The organism is Lelliottia sp. GFLA7 (genome assembly GCF_056490165.1).
In genome coordinates this window covers 134,180-150,935 of record NZ_JBWLAQ010000001.1, presented here as the reverse complement: position 1 = coordinate 150,935, position 16,756 = coordinate 134,180, and the positions used below count along the sequence as shown (strand labels likewise).

Sequence of the window (16,756 nt, the reverse complement as noted above, 5' to 3'; positions counted from 1 at the left end):
AGGCGGAGTTAACCGCCTGGCAATGTAAGAAGTCTCTGTCTAGCTTAGCAAGAGTTGTTAAAAACGTCAGTAAGTTGCTAGAACTTATTGAAAACTCTGGCCAGACGGCCTATGCCACTTATCGCAATCGGTGATTCATTCGCCGCAATAAAGGCTGACTCGCCCGGTTTAAGCACCAGACGTTGTTCACCTTTTTTCAGCACTGCTTCACCGTCGACGCAGAATAGGATCGCTGCGCTCTCCTGAGCAACGGTCGTTTCTGTGTGGCTGAGGTCGTGCAAGGCGAATGCGAAATCCTCGACCGGGATCGGGAAATCCAGTTCCGCGCCGTTTTTCACCGGCTGGGTCAGTAGTTCTGCCGCCGGTTTGGCCACAAATTTGACGTTAGCGACCAGTTCAGGAATATCGATATATTTCGGCGTCAGGCCCGCACGCAGTACGTTGTCTGAGTTCGCCATCACTTCCAGCGCCACGCCCTGTAAATAGGCGTGTGGCGTTTCGGCGAACAGGAACATGGCTTCGCCAGGATTGAGCTTCACCACGTTTAACAGCAGCGGGGAGAACAGGCCGCTGTCGTCCGGATAAAATTCAGAAATCACGCGGATAGTCTGCCAGGGTTCACCTTGCTGGCTGTCCAGGGCGGTTTTTAAAATCGCCAGCGCGTGGGATTTTTCTTCACCCTGCATATTCAACAGGCTGGCAAAAAGCTGACTCAGGCTTGCAGCGTCAGGATTTTCGAGGAAATGCGCGATCGCTTTATGCGCGCCGGCCACCGGCTGTAATAAAGAGACAATCTCAGAAAACTCGCGGAAGGCGTTCATTGCCAGGAAGGGCGTCAGTGCGAAAACCAGCTCCGGCTTATGGTTCGGATCTTTGTAATTACGTTCGGCTGCATCGAGTGGAATGCCCGCTGCGTTCTCTTTCGCAAAGCCCAGCTCAGACGCCTTCTTGTTCGGGTGAACCTGAATCGACAGCGGCTGATCGGCGCACAGCACTTTAAAGAGGAAGGGCAGTTCGCCGAAACGGTCAGCAACCGCGTTACCCAGCAGCGCGTTTTTATCCGCATCGATCACATCGCGCAGCGAGCGCACATTGCCGCTGGCATCTTCAATTTTTGAGCTGCTCTTCGGATGCGCGCCCATCCACAGTTCTGCCATCGGCAGATTATCTGGATTGGCGATCCCGTAGAGATCCGTTAACGCAGTTTGACTTCCCCAGGCGTAGTTCTGCACTGAGTTGATGAGTTTTTGCATTATCAAGCCCTGTTTCAAATGTGGAATTATCTGCCTGTATTAAAGCAATAAACCGCATAGAAGTAACCTGTGCGCACAAAAAGTCGTACTAGTCTCAGTTTTTGTTAAAAATTTGTGTAGGATAAGCCAACGCGTTTTTAAGCAGGGTAGACGAAGATCTGCCTGGATCAGAATGTGCAATGTCGTCAGTGAGAGCCAAATGTCGAACAAACCCTTTCATTACCAAAATCCTTTCCCGTTAAGTCAGGATCAGACCGAATACTATCTGTTAACCCGCGACCACGTTTCTGTCTCTGAATTTGAGGGGCAGGAGATCCTCAAAGTTGAGCCACAGGCGCTGACGCTTCTGGCACAGCAGGCGTTTCATGATGCCTCATTTATGCTGCGCCCCGCGCACCAACAGCAGGTCGCCGATATCCTGAGCGATCCGCAGGCCAGCGAAAACGACAAATATGTGGCCCTGCAATTCCTGCGCAACTCTGATATCGCCGCGAAAGGCATTTTGCCGACCTGTCAGGACACCGGCACGGCCATCATCACCGGTAAAAAAGGCCAGCGCGTCTGGACGGGCGGCGGTGATGAGGCGGCCCTGGCGCACGGCGTGTACAACACCTATATCGAAGATAACCTGCGCTATTCACAAAACGCCGCGCTGGATATGTATAAAGAGGTCAATACTGGCACCAACCTGCCTGCACAAATCGACCTCTACAGCGTGGACGGCGACGAGTACAAATTCCTCTGTATCGCCAAAGGCGGCGGTTCGGCGAACAAAACCTATTTGTATCAGGAAACCAAAGCGCTGCTTTCACCGGGTAAACTCAAAAATTATCTGGTTGAGAAAATGCGTTCCCTTGGCACGGCAGCTTGTCCGCCGTATCACATTGCGTTTGTGATCGGTGGAACGTCTGCTGAAAGCACCCTGAAAACGGTCAAACTGGCCTCGACCAAATATTACGACGGGCTACCGACCGAAGGGAACGAACACGGTCAGGCGTTCCGCGATATTCAGCTCGAACAGGAACTGCTAGTCGAAGCGCAAAATCTTGGGCTTGGCGCGCAGTTTGGCGGCAAATATTTTGCCCACGATGTCCGCGTGATTCGCCTGCCGCGTCACGGTGCATCGTGCCCGGTTGGCATGGGCGTGTCTTGCTCCGCCGATCGCAATATCAAAGCCAAAATCAACCGCGACGGTATCTGGATCGAGAAGCTTGAAAACAACCCAGGGAGATACATCCCTGAAGCACTGCGCAAGGCAGGTGAGGGCGAAGCGGTTCATGTCGATCTCAACCGTCCGATGAAAGAAATTCTGGCTCAGCTGTCGCAGTATCCGGTTTCAACGCGTCTTTCGCTGAATGGCACCATTATCGTCGGGCGTGATATTGCCCATGCAAAACTGCAGGAGCGTCTGGAAAACGGCGAAGGACTACCGCAGTATGTGAAAGACCACCCGATTTACTACGCAGGACCGGCCAAAACGCCGGAAGGATACGCCTCGGGTTCACTCGGGCCAACCACCGCAGGGCGCATGGACTCCTACGTCGATCAGCTGCAGGCCAACGGCGGCAGCATGATCATGCTGGCGAAAGGCAACCGCAGCCAGCAGGTGACCGACGCCTGTCACAAACACGGCGGCTTCTACCTCGGCAGTATCGGCGGTCCTGCCGCGGTTCTGGCGCAGGGAAGTATCAAGAGCCTGGAGTGTGTGGAGTATCCGGAGCTGGGAATGGAAGCTATCTGGAAAATCGAAGTAGAAGACTTCCCGGCGTTTATCCTGGTGGATGATAAAGGCAACGACTTCTTCAAACAGATCCAGTCGTCCCAGTGCTCAGCCTGCGTAAAGTAAGTTAATCGCGATGCCCGGTCACGCCGGGCATCGATAAGAGCGCACAAAGCGCCATGCAGCAAATTGATAGCCAACAATACTTATCCTGAATGACATGTGAGCAATGTCGCCAACTTCATTGGTATCAAGGAGAAAGTAATGACAACGCATCGCAGTGAGAAAGATTCCATGGGCGCTATCGACGTCCCCGCTGACAAACTCTGGGGCGCGCAAACCCAGCGTTCGTTAGAGCACTTCCGCATCTCGACCGAGAAAATGCCCGTCTCGCTGATCCACGCGCTGGCGCTCACCAAACGCGCCGCGGCGAAAGTTAACCAGGATTTAGGCCTGCTTCCCGTCGAAAAAGCGACGGCGATTATTCGTGCCGCTGACGAAGTGCTGGCCGATAAACATGTCGACGAATTTCCGCTCGCTATCTGGCAAACCGGCTCTGGCACCCAAAGCAACATGAACATGAATGAAGTGCTGGCAAACCGCGCGAGCGAACTGCTGGGCGGCGTGCGCGGTATGGAACGTAAAATTCACCCGAACGACGACGTGAACAAAAGCCAAAGTTCCAACGACGTGTTCCCGACGGCGATGCATGTGGCGGCGATCGTGGCCCTTCGCGAACATCTTATTCCGCAGCTGAATGTGTTGAAAAAAACGCTCGCCGATAAATCACAGGCGTTCAGCGATATCGTCAAAATTGGCCGTACGCATCTGCAGGACGCCACACCGCTGACGCTCGGGCAGGAGATTTCCGGCTGGGTGGCGATGCTGGAACATAATCTCAGACACATCGAAAACAGTCTTCCGCATCTTGCCGAGCTGGCATTAGGCGGGACGGCGGTGGGCACCGGTCTAAACACCCATCCGGAGTATGCTGTGCGCGTCGCCAAAGAGCTGGCGGAGATAACCCATCAGCCGTTTGTCACGGCGCCAAACAAATTTGAAGCGCTCGGCACCTGCGATGCCCTGGTTCACGCCCATGGCGCACTGAAAGGGCTGGCGGCATCCTTGATGAAAATCGCCAATGACGTGCGCTGGCTGGCATCGGGTCCGCGCTGCGGCATCGGTGAAATCAGCATTCCTGAAAACGAACCTGGCAGCTCCATCATGCCGGGGAAAGTGAACCCAACGCAGTGCGAAGCGCTGACCATGCTGTGCTGTCAGGTGATGGGCAACGACGTGGCGGTGAATATGGGCGGGGCGTCCGGTAACTTCGAGCTGAACGTTTATCGCCCGATGGTGATCCATAACTTCCTGCAGTCGGTACGCCTGCTGGCGGATGGCATGGAGAGTTTCACTGCGCATTGCGCCGTCGGCATTGAGCCAAATCGTGAACGAATCAGTCAGCTGCTGAATGAATCGCTGATGCTGGTGACGGCGTTGAATACGCATATCGGTTACGATAAAGCAGCCGAAATTGCCAAGAAAGCGCATAAAGAGGGGCTGACCCTAAAAGCGTCTGCGCTGGCGTTGGGCTATCTTACCGACGCAGAATTCGATGCCTGGGTGCGTCCTGAAGAGATGGTCGGCAGTCTGAAATAATCACTCCGCCACATACAGGTGCAGCCGCGGAATAATCAACCGCAGCGGCTGCGCCTGAGGCTTATAACGATGCTGAATATTATCAGCATCGTAATTCAACAGTTCCCCAATATCGGGCACCATCGCACCTTGCTCCGCATCAAACAGCGCAATCATTGGCGTCGGGCAGGCATACTGCACCTGCTTTTGCTGACCGGCATACCAGACGCGGGCGATCGGCTGGACCTTCACCGGGCGTTTGATTTTGAGACGGGTTTCTGCCGGTAGGGCGGCGATATTTTCGTACTCCTCCTCAAGCCGCTCAATCCACTGTTCGCGAGACCATGGCGTCACGGTGCGCGGCGATTTTAGGCTTTTTTCCAGCAGCGAAAGCACGTCGTCGCGGGTGAAATTCTTAATAATATGTTTGTTCGCCCAGCCAAATCGCAGGGTTGCCGGTTGACGCAGCACCGTCAGCGAGCGATAGGCGTTCAGCGTGATAAGCCCTGGCAATTGGCGATGGACCCATTCGAAACGCGCGGCGGGAGGCAAGCCGGACTCCTCGGTGATGATTTTTTCAAACGCCATCTTGAGCGTATTAATATGCGCTATCTGAGTTTCAATCTCCTCGCGCAACGCGCCATCGCATTGCAGGCAAATCACCCCCGGCAAACGCACGGCGGCTTTGCTGCTGCGTTTCTCCGACTGCTGGTGGATAAACAGATGACGGTAGTGGGCAAGCGTCAACGCCACGGCCTCTTGCCCGATATGCTGTTCCACTTCAATGGTGTTCAGCTCGTCGTGCTCTGCACCTTTGGCAACGTCCGGCAATGTAAAAACGCGCGCGGCCAGCAGCCGACAGCCCTTTAATCGTTCAGTAAGTGTGACCAGCTCTAGTTCAATCTGGCGAAAAGTGGAATTCAACCGTTCGATAAGATCGTAAGTCGCCATAAGACACTCTCATTAGTTACAACATACTTTTTTATAGCACAGCACGCCGGGTCAGGCAAAAGTGCGGTTGGTGCCCAGCAGGGCAAGGAAAAGCTTATTGATTGCTGATGAATCATACGGTTTTTGTATATTTAGCGACACGTGCGGCCCCTCAGTTGATCCAGAGCAGGTTAAAAGTATGATGAATTATTAGAATCGTCACACGTTTTTCCTACTCCTTAGTGATGAGAGGCAACTATTTTGTCCAGACCTGGCCGAATCGTCTGTGCGCTGCTGGCAGGTGCGTCCTTCTTCTCGCAGGCCTCCGCACCTGATGAAATTACCACGGCATGGCCCGTCAACGTTGGACCGCTCAATCCGCATCTTTACACGCCCAATCAGATGTTTGCCCAAAGCATGGTGTATGAGCCGCTGGTGAAGTACCAAGCTGACGGAACGGTTACGCCGTGGCTGGCGAAAAGCTGGAAAACCTCGGCGGATGGGAAGGTATGGATATTCACTCTGCGTGACGGTGTCACATTTTCCAACGGTGAAGCGTTTACGGCGCAGGCCGCAGCGGAGAATTTTCGCGCCGTGCTGGACAACCGTAAGCGCCACGCCTGGCTTGAGCTGACCAACCAAATCACCGACGTTGAGGCCCTGAGTCAGAATGAGCTGCAAATCACGTTAAAAAGCGCCTATTACCCTTTCTTACAAGAACTCTCGCTGCCACGCCCTTTCCGGTTCATTGCTCCGTCGCAGTTTAGAAATAATGAAACCCTGAACGGAATAAAAGCGCCGATTGGAACCGGGCCGTGGGTGTTGAAAGCGTCAAAACTGAATCAGTACGACGTGCTGGTGCGTAACGAGCATTACTGGGGCGAAAAGCCACAGATTCGTCAGGTGACGGTTAACGTGATTCCCGATCCCACCACGCGCGCCGTGGCCTTTGAAACGGGCGATATCGATCTGCTGTATGGCAACGAAGGGCTGCTTCCGCTCGATACCTTCGCGCGCTTTAGCCAAAATCCGGCCATTCGCACCCAGCTTTCGCAGCCTATTGAAACGGTGATGCTGGCGCTCAATTCCACTCACGCGCCGACCGATGAACTCGCCGTGCGTGAGGCACTTAATTATGCGGTGAATAAAAAATCACTGATCGAAAATGCCCTGTACGGCTCGCAACAGGTAGCGGACACGCTCTTCGCCCCGACGGTTCCGTACGCCAATATCGGCCTTAAGCTGCGTCAGTACGATCCGCAGCAGGCAAAATTGTTGCTCGACAAAGCGGGCTGGGCAGTCCCTCAAGGCCAACAAATCCGCGAGAAAAACGGCAAACCACTCCGAATTGAGCTGGCCTTTATTGGCACCGATGCGCTCAGTAAATCGATGGCGGAAATTATTCAGGCCGATATGCGTCAGGTTGGCATCGATGTGGCGCTGGTTGGGGAAGAAGAGAGCAGTATTTATGCGCGGCAGCGTGACGGGCGTTTTGGCATGATTTTCAACCGCACCTGGGGCGCACCTTACGATCCTCATGCCTTTATGAGCTCTATGCGCGTGCCGTCGCACGCCGATTATCAGGCTCAGCGTGGCCTGGCGGACAAAGCGGTGATCGATAAAGAGATCGGCGAAGTGCTTTCCACCACAGACCAAACACAGCGCCAGTCGCTGTACCGCGATATTCTCACGCGGCTGCACAATGACGCCGTCTACCTGCCCATCAGCTATGTGTCGATGATGGTGGTGGCGAAACCTGAATTGGGCGTAATCCCGTTCGCCCCAATTGCGTCAGAGATTCCCTTCGAGCACATAAAGCCGGTGAAACGCTGATGATCCGTTACATCTTGCGGCGTATCGTGCTGCTGATCCCGATGGTGCTGGCGGCCTCGGTCATTATCTTTCTGATGCTGCGCCTGGGAACAGGCGACCCGGCGCTGGACTATCTACGGCTGTCGAACTTACCGCCGACGCCGGAAATGGTCGCTTCAACTCGCGTGATGCTGGGGCTGGATCAACCAATCGTCGTCCAGTACGGCACCTGGCTTTGGAAAGCACTGCATCTGGATTTCGGCATCTCGTATGCCACCCAGCGTCCGGTGCTGGATGATGTGCTACATTTTCTGCCCGCAACGTTGCTGCTGGCGGGTGCGGCGCTGGTGTTGATTCTGCTGACGTCCGTGCCGCTAGGCATTTGGGCCGCGCGTTATCGCGATCGTTTGCCGGATTTCATCGTACGTGCGATTTCGTTTCTCGGCGTGTCGATGCCTAATTTCTGGCTCGCTTTTTTGCTGGTGATGTTCTTCTCAGTGCATCTCAAATGGCTACCCGCGATGGGCTACGGCGACTGGCAGCATCTGATTTTGCCTGCCGTGTCGATTGCGTTTATGTCGCTGGCGATTAACGCCCGTCTGCTGCGCGCCAGCATGTTGGATATCGCTGGACAGCGCCATGTCACCTGGGCACGTCTGCGCGGATTAAGCGACAAACAGACCGAGCGCCGCCACATTTTGCGCAATGCCTCGCTGCCGATGATTACCGCGGTCGGAATGCATATCGGCGAGCTGATTGGCGGAACAATGATTATCGAGAATATTTTTGCCTGGCCGGGTGTGGGGCGCTACGCCGTGTCGGCCATTTTTAACCGTGACTATCCGGTGATTCAGTGCTTTACGTTGATCATGGTGGTGGTGTTTGTCATCTGTAATCTGACGGTGGACGTGCTTAACGCGGCGCTTGACCCGCGTATTCGTCGTCATGAAGGAGCGCACTCGTGAGTTTCTTGCGCACGGCGCGCTGGCCGGTTCGTCTGGCGATGATCATCATCGTGTTGCTCGCGGCTATCGCACTCACCAGCCAGTGGTGGTTGCCGTACGATCCGCTCGCCATTAATTTACCCGCGCGTTTGCTATCGCCCGACAGCCAGCACTGGCTGGGGACCGATCATCTCGGGCGCGACATTTTCTCCCGTCTGCTCGCGGCAACACGCGTATCGCTGGGATCGGTGATGGCCTGTCTGTTGCTGGTGCTGGTGTTGGGTCTGACGATAGGAGGCGCGGCAGGGCTGTTGGGCGGGCGAGTCGATCAGTTGACCATGCGTGTGGCCGATATGTTTATGACCTTTCCGACCTCCATTCTGTCGTTCTTCCTGGTGGGCGTTCTGGGAACGGGTCTGACCAACGTCATTATCGCTATCGCGCTGTCGCACTGGGCCTGGTATGCGCGCATGGTCCGCAGTCTGGTTATTTCACTGCGGCAGCGGGAATTTGTGCTGGCGTCGCGTCTTTCTGGGGCGGGGCACGTGCGCGTCTTTATCGATCATCTGACGGGTGCTGCGCTGCCGTCGCTGCTGGTGCTGGCGACGCTGGATATCGGACACATGATGTTGCACGTCGCCGGGATGTCGTTTTTAGGGCTGGGCGTGACGGCGCCTACCGCGGAATGGGGCGTCATGATTAACGACGCGCGCCAGTATATCTGGACTCAGCCGCTGCAAATGTTCTGGCCCGGTCTGGCGCTGTTCATCAGCGTGATGGCCTTTAATCTGGTGGGTGACGCTCTGCGCGATCACCTTGATCCACATCTTGAGACGGAGCATGCCCACTGATGCCGCAGCAGATCGAATTACGCAATATAGTAATTGATGCGGACAAACCGCTGGTAAAGGGCGTATCGCTCACGCTTACGCGAGGGCGCGTGCTGGCGCTGGTGGGCGGCAGCGGCTGCGGTAAATCACTGACCTGCGCCGCCGCGCTCGGCGTGTTGCCTGCGGGCGTTCGCCAGACGTCAGGACAACTGCTGGCTGACGGTTCACGGATTTCCCCCCAATCGCTGAGAGGGAAAACGGTCGCCACGATTATGCAAAATCCGCGCAGCGCGTTTAATCCGCTGCATTCCATGGCGACTCATGCGCGCGAGACGTGTCTGGCAGTCGGCCAGCCCGCTGATGACAACGCACTTCTCGCCGCTTTACGCGCGGTCGGGCTGGAAGAGGTGCATCGCGTTTTAAAACTTTACCCTTTCGAAATGAGCGGCGGGATGTTGCAGCGAATGATGATCGCGATGGCCTTGCTGTGCGATGCCCCGTTTATTGTCGCTGATGAACCGACCACCGATCTGGATGCCGTCGCTCAGGCCCGGATCCTGGATTTGCTGGGTTCAATCATGCAAACGCGCGCCCCTGGAATGCTGCTAGTCACACATGATATGGGCGTTGTGGCGCGTCTGGCGGATGACGTCGCGGTCATGGACAACGGTGTGATTGTGGAGCAGGGCGACGTTGAGGCGGTGTTTCATACGCCGCAGCATCGCGTCACGCGTAATCTGGTGGCCGCACATCTGGCGCTTTATGGCATGGAGTTGGCATCATGACGTTACTTTCTGTCTCCGCGCTTTCACACGCGTATTCGCCGTCACAGACGGTATTACGCGACGTGTCGATGAGCCTGACATCCGGTGAAACCGTTGCGTTGCTTGGGCGCAGTGGATGTGGGAAAAGCACGCTGGCGCGTTTACTGGTGGGGCTGGAATCACCCCGTCAGGGCGAAGTGTTCTGGCAAGGGGAGTCCCTCGCGCGCCTCAGCCGGGCACAACAGAAAGCCTTTCGCCGCGATGTGCAGATGGTTTTCCAGGATTCAATCAGCGCCGTGAATCCGCGTAAAACGGTGTGCGACATTCTGCGTGAACCGATGCGTCATCTTCTGACGTTATCTAAAGCCGAACAACTGGCGCGCGCCAGGTCGCTGTTACAGGCGGTGGATTTGGACGACAGTCTGTTGTCTAAACGCCCGCCGCAGCTCAGCGGGGGGCAGTTGCAGCGCGTTTGCCTGGCACGTGTGCTCGCCGTTGAACCCAAACTGTTGATCCTTGATGAAGCCGTTTCTAATCTCGATCTGGTGCTTCAGGCGGGGGTGATTAGTCTGCTCAAAAAACTCCAGCAGCAGTTTGGCACCGCCTGCCTGTTTATTACCCATGATTTACGGCTAGTGGAGCGTTTTTGTCACCGCGTGATGGTCATGGATCAGGGGCAAATCGTTGAAACACAAGTCGTGGGTGAGGCACTCACGTTTTCATCCGTTGCGGGAAGAATGCTGCAGAACGCGGTGCTTCCCGCTTATCCCGTGCGCCGTCGCGCGCCTCAAGAGACTGAAACCCGATGCAACGTGTCACTATAACGCTTGATGATGATCTCCTGGAGACGCTGGATAGCCTGAGCCAGCGCCGCGGATACAACAACCGCTCGGAAGCGATTCGCGATATTTTGCGCGGAGCGCTGGCGCAGGAAACCGCTCAGCAACACGGCACGCAAGGGTTTGCGGTGCTGTCTTACGTCTACGAACATGAAAAGCGCGATTTGGCACGGCGTCTGGTGTCGACCCAACATCACCACCACGATTTGTCCGTCGCGACGCTGCACGTTCACGTCAGTCATGAAGATTGTCTGGAAATCGCGGTGTTAAAAGGCGATATGGGCGATATCCAGCATTTTGCTGATGATGTTATCGCCCAGCGCGGTGTGCGCCACGGTCACCTGCAGTGTCTGCCTGACGACGAATAGCCGGCATCAAACCGCCGCAGGCAGAGCAATGTGGTGATAGACCGGCCAGTTAAAGCAGAATTTCGCGCCGCCCAGATCGCTGACTTCGCAGCTAACGTGCCCGCCCATGGCCTGAGAGATCGAGTGAACAATCGCCAAACCCAGCCCGCAGCCGCCAGTGGCACGGTCACGACTCGGGTCGAGACGCACGAAGGGTTCAAATACGCGATGGCGCTCTTCGGCCGCGATCCCGGGTCCATCGTCCTCGACCGATAAACTCGCCTCGCTGCCGTTCAGCTGTAAACGTATTCGCAGTCGGTTCTCGCTATAGCGCAGGGCGTTATTCACCAGATTGTCCAGCACGCGTTCCATCAGGCGCATATCCAGCGCGCCATAATCGCCGGTGTGATTGTCCAGTAACAGCTCACGCTGCGGATTGACGCTCTGCACGTCCTCAACATAGCTGCTTATCCACGCCGAAAAATCCGGTGTGCTGAGTTTGAGTTCATTTTGCGGACGATCCAGACGGGCGTAGGTCAGTAGCTCTTCGATCAGCGCTTCGAGCTGGCCGATATCGCGATTAAGCGCCACCAACTCAGCAGCGGTAAGGTTTTCGCTCATCTCCAGACGATAGCGCAGGCGCACCAGCGGCGTACGTAGCTCATGCGCGATGCCGTCGATCAGCGCCTTTTTACTGGCAATGAGGGCGTTGATATTATCCGCCATCTGGTTGAAGGCGACGCCCAGCCGTTCAAAGCTGGAGGCGCTGTCGAAATGTATACGTTCCGTCAGATGCCCCTCGCCAAAGCGCTGCGCGGCAGCCTCCAGCCGCAGCATGTCCTGCCAGTGCGGACGCATCCAGATAAACACCGGAAAGGCCAGCGAAATGGCGATAAAAGCCATCAGCGCCATGTCCAGCAGTCGCATCTGATGTAAAAAATAGAGATACGGAACTGGGCCGACAGCCAGCACGTAATGGCTGCGCGGGATTCGCTGGATAAAGGTGTACTGGTCGTCCAGCGCCACGATGTCGCCTTCGCGCAAGCGCTGCGCGGTGGGGGCATCCAGACTGTAGTTTTTGAGCGGCTCGATGCGCATATTAAACGACAGATTCAGATCCAGCTCTTTCAGCGTCCGCGCCCAGTCGTGCGGCGGGATTTCACGTAATTCGCTGCGCATCAAATAGAGCGAGCTTTTCATCAGGTCATCCAGAGACTGTCTTCCTGCGCGCTCGGCGGTGAATTTATAGACCAGCCCGACCAGCATGGTCATCACCAGAAAACAGACAAACAGCAAAAGATAAAACTGCACAAACAGCTTTTTCATGAAATCACACCATTAATACAATGAGTTAGCTAAACTTCTTTACGACCGGAGGCACCATGGGGGCAGTGGTGTATTCGTCTGTGCGCTTGTTGAGGAACGCAGTATTATCGCCGTCCAGAGCATGTATCCAGGCAGAGTAAAGGGTATAAACCCTCTGCGTGTGTTCATGTGCCATTTGAATTGCTATGAAAGCAGGGTTTGCCTCGGCTGACAACAACCAACATGCAAACGTATGACGCGTTTGATAAGGGCGGCGGCGTCGGATGTTCGGTATACGAACGGCAAGGTTCCAGATCGCGTTAATCGAACTCACACAATAAGGTGCATTATGAGCACCTTCGCCGTATCACGTCTGCATTGAATTGCGTGGTCGCAGAACTAAAGGACGCCTTCAGGTAGGCTCAGGGCGGAGTAAGAGCGTATGAAGATGGTTTATCATCCGTGTTACAGAATAATCGAGAAGTGTGAATAAGATAGCACTAACCGACTGAATTAGATGATAAAATACCTATTTAAACGGAGGGGTTATGTACATCAAAACCATTTTACTATCCTTTGCACTTATACTGTCGAATATGGCCCTCGCGGATAAGGGAGACTTTGAATTCTCCGTGAATGGCAAGTCGATATTGTTCGTCCCAGAGAGTATTAAATCTATTAGCTACATTAAAAGTAAAACGGATTACGAGCAGAATCATCTTGCATTAAATTTCACAGATAAGGGGGCAGAAAACCTTTTTTCGCTCACCCGTGAAAATATCGGAAAACTAATGGAAATTTCCTATAAAGGTAATGTTATTTCGATAGCAAATATTGTTCAGCCACTTAGGAGTGGTATGAAAATTCCTGTCTATAATACACCAACAATAGTGCTTAAGCAGATCATTGATGATTATTCTGCTCGTGAAGAATGAGTCTAATCAAGCTGGGGTGTTGCCGTTTGTATTTATAATATTCTTACTGTTACATCTTATGGGATTAATACGGGATGTAGATTGTGAGTGCCATCTTATTGATGGTAATGCACTCTGAGGAAACAGTTAACAGGAAAGAAAAGAACTGATTTTCCTTTCTGAATAGAGGGGTTATGAATAAAAATTTCAATTTCTTTGTCGCCAGCTCAGCGTTTTCTCTGCTAGGGATCGAAATATATCATATTGCATTACCTCTGATTGCACTAAGCCAGGCGTTGAACCCTGTACAGATAAGTTGGTGCGTTTTTGCCTTTTACTGCCCGGTTGTTTTAATCAAAATTGTTTCTTCAACTTTTATCGAGAAAAGAAACAAAATTCAGACACTTAAAGTCAGTGAGTTTGGTAGGATAATTTGCACAGTATTATTTATTTTTTTCAGTGAATCTGCTTCATAACTACGGGTTGCTCGCGATACTGGCGATCTCTTTTCTCTTTTCTCTTTTCTCTTTTCTCTTTTCTGTTTGGTATTTTTACGGTTTTTACGGAAGTTGCAGAACCTGTCGTTATCAAAAAAGATGTCGGTCATGCTCTGCGATGGCTATCTAACAACCGCTTATTTTCATTAATGGTCCTGCTGACCGCCATGAATAACTTTCTGCATCCTGTTCTGTATCTCACCGTTATCGGGGAACTAAGGGGGCAGAGCAATGCATTTTAAAGTGGACGAGAATCTTTAGAGCATTCGGCGCAGTAGCAACGCGCTGCTACTGCGCCTGAAATGATACCACTCCGCACTCAGGCCCAACGTTCTGCTTTATTTTGTTTGCATCAGCCCTGTGATCAGCGAGGCGAAGGCTGTAACGGCTTCTGTTTCTTCCAGCCGCCCACGAGTAAGCGCCACGGATAATGCTTCTCCTGCACCGACCAGGCCAATGCAGCACTGCTGTAACGCCTGTGCTGACATATTTACATGCGGCGTTAAGACGGACACAAACATGGCGACGCAATTATCCAGAAGTTCCTGGAAAACCATCGCCTTCTCTTCACTGCCTGCCAGCGCCGCACCTACTGCGTGAAATTCATCAGTTTTATCCGCAGCGCAGTGGATATAGGCGCTCGCCAGCACCTGTACAGTTTCCTGTTGGCTTCGGGGGGCCGCGCTCATGGCATCAGTAAACGTCCTGACCCGTTCCATATCGATCCACCGATACAGCTGAATCAGCAACGCTGAACGAGTTTCGAAGTGATCGTAAACCACAGGTTTTGAGACGCCTGCACGTACAGCCAGATGTCCAAGGGTCAGCTTATCCGCATTTTCCTCCCGTACGATCAGAAGTGCAGTGTCGAGAAGTTGTTGTCGTCTTTCCGCTTTCGACAGTCTTCGGGCAGGCGACCTGGCTGCCGGGGGATTGTGTTCTTTCATTATATCCTTCCTACGAAACCTACTAAAAGTAGCTTTCGGTCAAATACGATGCTACTGTTCCTACTTTTGGTAGCTTATCACGTTAATAAGGAATCATGCTTATGTCATTTGATCCTGTTTTACTGCTGGGTGGCACCGGCGCTATTGGTCGCCAGACTGCCCGGGCAATTCGTGCAACGTATCCCAATCTCCCTTTGCTGATAGGGGGGCGTAACTTATCCAGGGCGCAGAGCGCGGCGGCAAAAATGGGAATTGCGGAGGGTGTAGAGATCGACACTACCTGCGCAGACCTGGGGCTTGGCGATCGAAAAGTCAGTGCGGTGGTCGTTCTCTATAAAGACCATACGCTTGCCGCACTGCGCTTTGCTCAGTCACGAGGCGTACCCCATCTGAGTATATCTTCCGGTGTATTCGAGATTGCTCAAGAAATCGCAAGCTTTATGAATGCCCCGGGTGCGTCGGCAGTGCTACTGGGCTATGAGTGGTTGGTCGGTGCCACGACAGTGCCTGCGCTTCATCTTAGCAAGTCATTTAGCGAGGTACATGAAATCCGTATCGGTGCTCTGGTTGATGAGCAGGATGTTGGCGGTCCTGCGGTCGCTGCTGATTTCGAGTATCTGCATCACCTGATGCCCGCAGCGCTCACCCGTCGCGATGGCGTTTATCTATGGCGCGAAGGAAATGACGCGAAGGCCACATTCCAGGCGCTCGACGGTACCGAAATCGAGGCCACAGGCTTCTCGTCGATCGACGTGGCTGGACTGGCAACTGCGACAGGCGCGCAGAGCGTGCAGTTTGATCTGGGTATGGGTGTTAGTTCGAGTCGACGTGCAGGCGAAACGTTCTCGACCGAAATCATTATCGATATTTCGGGTCTCGACCAGTCTGGACAGACTCTTCGTACCCGAAGCGGAGTCGTTCATCCCGGTGGAACAGCGCCCCTGACGGGCATGGGAATTGCCCTGCTTCTTGAACGACTGATCGGGCTGGATGGAAAGCCACCGGTTGCACCGGGACTTTATTTTCCTTATCAGATTCTGGATGCGGACCATTACCTGACGCGACTTGCGGAGGAGGAAGGGCAACTTCTGCCACTCCCGCTGTCGTAAATATCCGCAGAAAATCAAAACCGGCAAACGTCCAGTGCGTACGAGTTTCTTTGATACTGACCCGCGGGCTGACAACGCAGTGTCATTCTGCCCAAAAGTAGAGAGGAAAATCTCACCTTAAGAATGAGCAAGTCTCTCAAGGTGCCAACAATCTTAGAGAGGCTTTATACTGCCCGGTGCAGGATTTCGCCGGGCAGACCCTCAAAATCCCTAAACTCCCGCGTGATAAAACTATTATTCGTCAGGATCTTTTTTGATGGCAGATTGGCAGGATCGATAATCGCAATCAGCGAAGATATTTCAGGATTTGTACGGGCCTGCTCAATCAGTATTGCGGTAACCTGGCTTGCAATACCCAGCCCCCAATACTCCGGCAGCAGCATATAGCCAACTTCGGCGGTGTTTGGTTGGTCAGCCACAGAGGCTAGCTTGGCGAGGCCGATAAAATTATCCTGCTTATCACCCGTGATTCTGTAATAGCCCAAATCAGAATAGCGAGCATTGTCGTCGAGTATGAGCTTGAAATCACGGGCAGCCTCATCACAGGGGATGGTGCGCTCTGTGATCATCGCCATAACGTCTCTATTGCTGACGAGTTTTAAATAGTCCGAAAAATGTATTTCAGAAAACTTTTCTAATAACAAATCCATTTATTACCTCATAAAACTATTAGCGACCAACGCAAGGGGTACGTTATTTATCGACATGAAGAACATGTATTGTCATTATTTCAACATGAATGCAAATCGAATATTGATGTAGCAGAGCAAGCATTTTTTCAGAAATGTCCGCTCCTGCACAAAATGAACGTTAAATTCGTCAGCAAGTGCACCGTTATGCATTCAGGGGATCGGCATAAACGTTTTTTGCCTATCCACAAAACTCTCCTTTTTAGCCTCACACCCTC

At 53.4% G+C, this 16,756-nt stretch carries 15 protein-coding genes; 10 read left to right on the top strand and 5 right to left on the bottom strand.

Annotated elements, in window-relative coordinates; translation table 11 throughout:
• Positions 1–77: 77 nt before the first annotated feature.
• Positions 78–1,253 (bottom strand): mannose-6-phosphate isomerase, encoded by a 1,176-nt coding sequence (manA, locus tag AC07RN_RS00740; RefSeq protein ID WP_478335329.1) that lies wholly within the window; start codon positions 1,251–1,253, stop codon positions 78–80.
• 199 nt (positions 1,254–1,452) lie between these two features.
• Between manA and fumA the strand changes: the two genes are divergently transcribed.
• Positions 1,453–3,099, top strand: coding sequence for a class I fumarate hydratase FumA (gene fumA / locus AC07RN_RS00735; RefSeq protein WP_478335328.1), 1,647 nt, complete (start codon positions 1,453–1,455; stop codon positions 3,097–3,099).
• Positions 3,100–3,237: 138 nt separating this feature from the next.
• Positions 3,238–4,632 (top strand): class II fumarate hydratase, encoded by a 1,395-nt coding sequence (gene fumC, locus AC07RN_RS00730; RefSeq protein ID WP_235135456.1) that lies wholly within the window; start codon positions 3,238–3,240, stop codon positions 4,630–4,632.
• Here the strand turns inward: fumC and tus are convergent, their stop codons facing one another.
• A complete protein-coding gene (tus, locus tag AC07RN_RS00725; protein ID WP_478335327.1) occupies positions 4,633–5,562 on the bottom strand; it encodes a DNA replication terminus site-binding protein in 930 nt (309 codons plus the stop codon). It abuts the gene before it with no gap.
• A gap of 240 nt (positions 5,563–5,802) precedes the next feature.
• Here tus and nikA point away from each other — a divergent pair, with 240 nt between their 5' ends.
• The 6 genes from nikA to nikR are packed head-to-tail and all read left to right on the top strand — an operon-like array spanning position 5,803 to position 11,098.
• Positions 5,803–7,374 carry a nickel ABC transporter substrate-binding protein gene (nikA, locus tag AC07RN_RS00720; RefSeq protein WP_478335326.1) on the top strand — a complete coding sequence of 524 codons (1,572 nt, stop codon included), beginning with the start codon at positions 5,803–5,805 and terminating at the stop codon, positions 7,372–7,374.
• Positions 7,374–8,318, top strand: coding sequence for a nickel ABC transporter permease subunit NikB (gene nikB / locus AC07RN_RS00715; RefSeq protein ID WP_012017229.1), 945 nt, complete (start codon positions 7,374–7,376; stop codon positions 8,316–8,318). The genes nikA and nikB overlap by 1 nt, the downstream gene beginning before the upstream one ends.
• Positions 8,319–8,356: 38 nt before the next feature.
• Positions 8,357–9,148 carry a nickel ABC transporter permease subunit NikC gene (gene nikC, locus AC07RN_RS00710; protein WP_478335784.1) on the top strand — a complete coding sequence of 264 codons (792 nt, stop codon included), beginning with the start codon at positions 8,357–8,359 and terminating at the stop codon, positions 9,146–9,148.
• The gene (nikD, locus tag AC07RN_RS00705) at positions 9,148–9,912 is read left to right on the top strand and encodes a nickel import ATP-binding protein NikD (protein ID WP_478335325.1); all 765 of its coding nucleotides are present in this window, start codon (positions 9,148–9,150) and stop codon (positions 9,910–9,912) included. The genes nikC and nikD overlap by 1 nt, the downstream gene beginning before the upstream one ends.
• Entirely contained in the window at positions 9,909–10,715 is an 807-nt protein-coding gene (gene nikE, locus AC07RN_RS00700) for a nickel import ATP-binding protein NikE (RefSeq protein ID WP_478335324.1), read from the top strand. The genes nikD and nikE overlap by 4 nt, the downstream gene beginning before the upstream one ends.
• Positions 10,697–11,098, top strand: coding sequence for a nickel-responsive transcriptional regulator NikR (gene nikR / locus AC07RN_RS00695; protein ID WP_012017233.1), 402 nt, complete (start codon positions 10,697–10,699; stop codon positions 11,096–11,098). The genes nikE and nikR overlap by 19 nt, the downstream gene beginning before the upstream one ends.
• 6 nt (positions 11,099–11,104) lie before the next feature.
• Here the strand turns inward: nikR and rstB are convergent, their stop codons facing one another.
• Positions 11,105–12,403 (bottom strand): two-component system sensor histidine kinase RstB, encoded by a 1,299-nt coding sequence (gene rstB, locus AC07RN_RS00690; protein ID WP_478335323.1) that lies wholly within the window; start codon positions 12,401–12,403, stop codon positions 11,105–11,107.
• Positions 12,404–12,930: 527 nt separating this feature from the next.
• On the opposite strand from rstB, the gene AC07RN_RS00685 reads away from it, so the two are divergent.
• Positions 12,931–13,317, top strand: a complete 387-nt coding sequence (locus tag AC07RN_RS00685) for a SecDF P1 head subdomain-containing protein (RefSeq protein ID WP_478335322.1) — start codon at positions 12,931–12,933, stop codon at positions 13,315–13,317.
• Between the two features lie 814 nt (positions 13,318–14,131).
• Here AC07RN_RS00685 and AC07RN_RS00680 read toward each other — a convergent pair.
• A complete protein-coding gene (locus AC07RN_RS00680; protein WP_478335321.1) occupies positions 14,132–14,740 on the bottom strand; it encodes a TetR/AcrR family transcriptional regulator in 609 nt (202 codons plus the stop codon).
• 101 nt (positions 14,741–14,841) lie between these two features.
• Between AC07RN_RS00680 and AC07RN_RS00675 the strand changes: the two genes are divergently transcribed.
• Entirely contained in the window at positions 14,842–15,849 is a 1,008-nt protein-coding gene (locus AC07RN_RS00675; protein WP_478335320.1) for an NAD(P)-dependent oxidoreductase, read from the top strand.
• 164 nt (positions 15,850–16,013) lie between these two features.
• Here AC07RN_RS00675 and AC07RN_RS00670 read toward each other — a convergent pair whose 3' ends face one another.
• Positions 16,014–16,499 carry a GNAT family N-acetyltransferase gene (locus AC07RN_RS00670; RefSeq protein WP_478335319.1) on the bottom strand — a complete coding sequence of 162 codons (486 nt, stop codon included), beginning with the start codon at positions 16,497–16,499 and terminating at the stop codon, positions 16,014–16,016.
• Positions 16,500–16,756: the final 257 nt, after the last annotated feature.

What these genes read in the sequence shown, in the direction of transcription:
- manA (WP_478335329.1), bottom strand. Translation starts at nt 1,253, where the DNA reads ATGCAAAAACTCATCAACTCAGTGCAGAACTACGCCTGGGGAAGTCAA.
- fumA (WP_478335328.1), top strand. Translation starts at nt 1,453, where the DNA reads ATGTCGAACAAACCCTTTCATTACCAAAATCCTTTCCCGTTAAGTCAG.
- fumC (WP_235135456.1), top strand. Translation starts at nt 3,238, where the DNA reads ATGACAACGCATCGCAGTGAGAAAGATTCCATGGGCGCTATCGACGTC.
- tus (WP_478335327.1), bottom strand. Translation starts at nt 5,562, where the DNA reads ATGGCGACTTACGATCTTATCGAACGGTTGAATTCCACTTTTCGCCAG.
- nikB (WP_012017229.1), top strand. Translation starts at nt 7,374, where the DNA reads ATGATCCGTTACATCTTGCGGCGTATCGTGCTGCTGATCCCGATGGTG.
- nikC (WP_478335784.1), top strand. Translation starts at nt 8,357, where the DNA reads ATGATCATCATCGTGTTGCTCGCGGCTATCGCACTCACCAGCCAGTGG.
- nikD (WP_478335325.1), top strand. Translation starts at nt 9,148, where the DNA reads ATGCCGCAGCAGATCGAATTACGCAATATAGTAATTGATGCGGACAAA.
- nikE (WP_478335324.1), top strand. Translation starts at nt 9,909, where the DNA reads ATGACGTTACTTTCTGTCTCCGCGCTTTCACACGCGTATTCGCCGTCA.
- nikR (WP_012017233.1), top strand. Translation starts at nt 10,697, where the DNA reads ATGCAACGTGTCACTATAACGCTTGATGATGATCTCCTGGAGACGCTG.
- rstB (WP_478335323.1), bottom strand. Translation starts at nt 12,403, where the DNA reads ATGAAAAAGCTGTTTGTGCAGTTTTATCTTTTGCTGTTTGTCTGTTTT.
- AC07RN_RS00685 (WP_478335322.1), top strand. Translation starts at nt 12,931, where the DNA reads ATGTACATCAAAACCATTTTACTATCCTTTGCACTTATACTGTCGAAT.
- AC07RN_RS00680 (WP_478335321.1), bottom strand. Translation starts at nt 14,740, where the DNA reads ATGAAAGAACACAATCCCCCGGCAGCCAGGTCGCCTGCCCGAAGACTG.
- AC07RN_RS00675 (WP_478335320.1), top strand. Translation starts at nt 14,842, where the DNA reads ATGTCATTTGATCCTGTTTTACTGCTGGGTGGCACCGGCGCTATTGGT.
- AC07RN_RS00670 (WP_478335319.1), bottom strand. Translation starts at nt 16,499, where the DNA reads ATGGATTTGTTATTAGAAAAGTTTTCTGAAATACATTTTTCGGACTAT.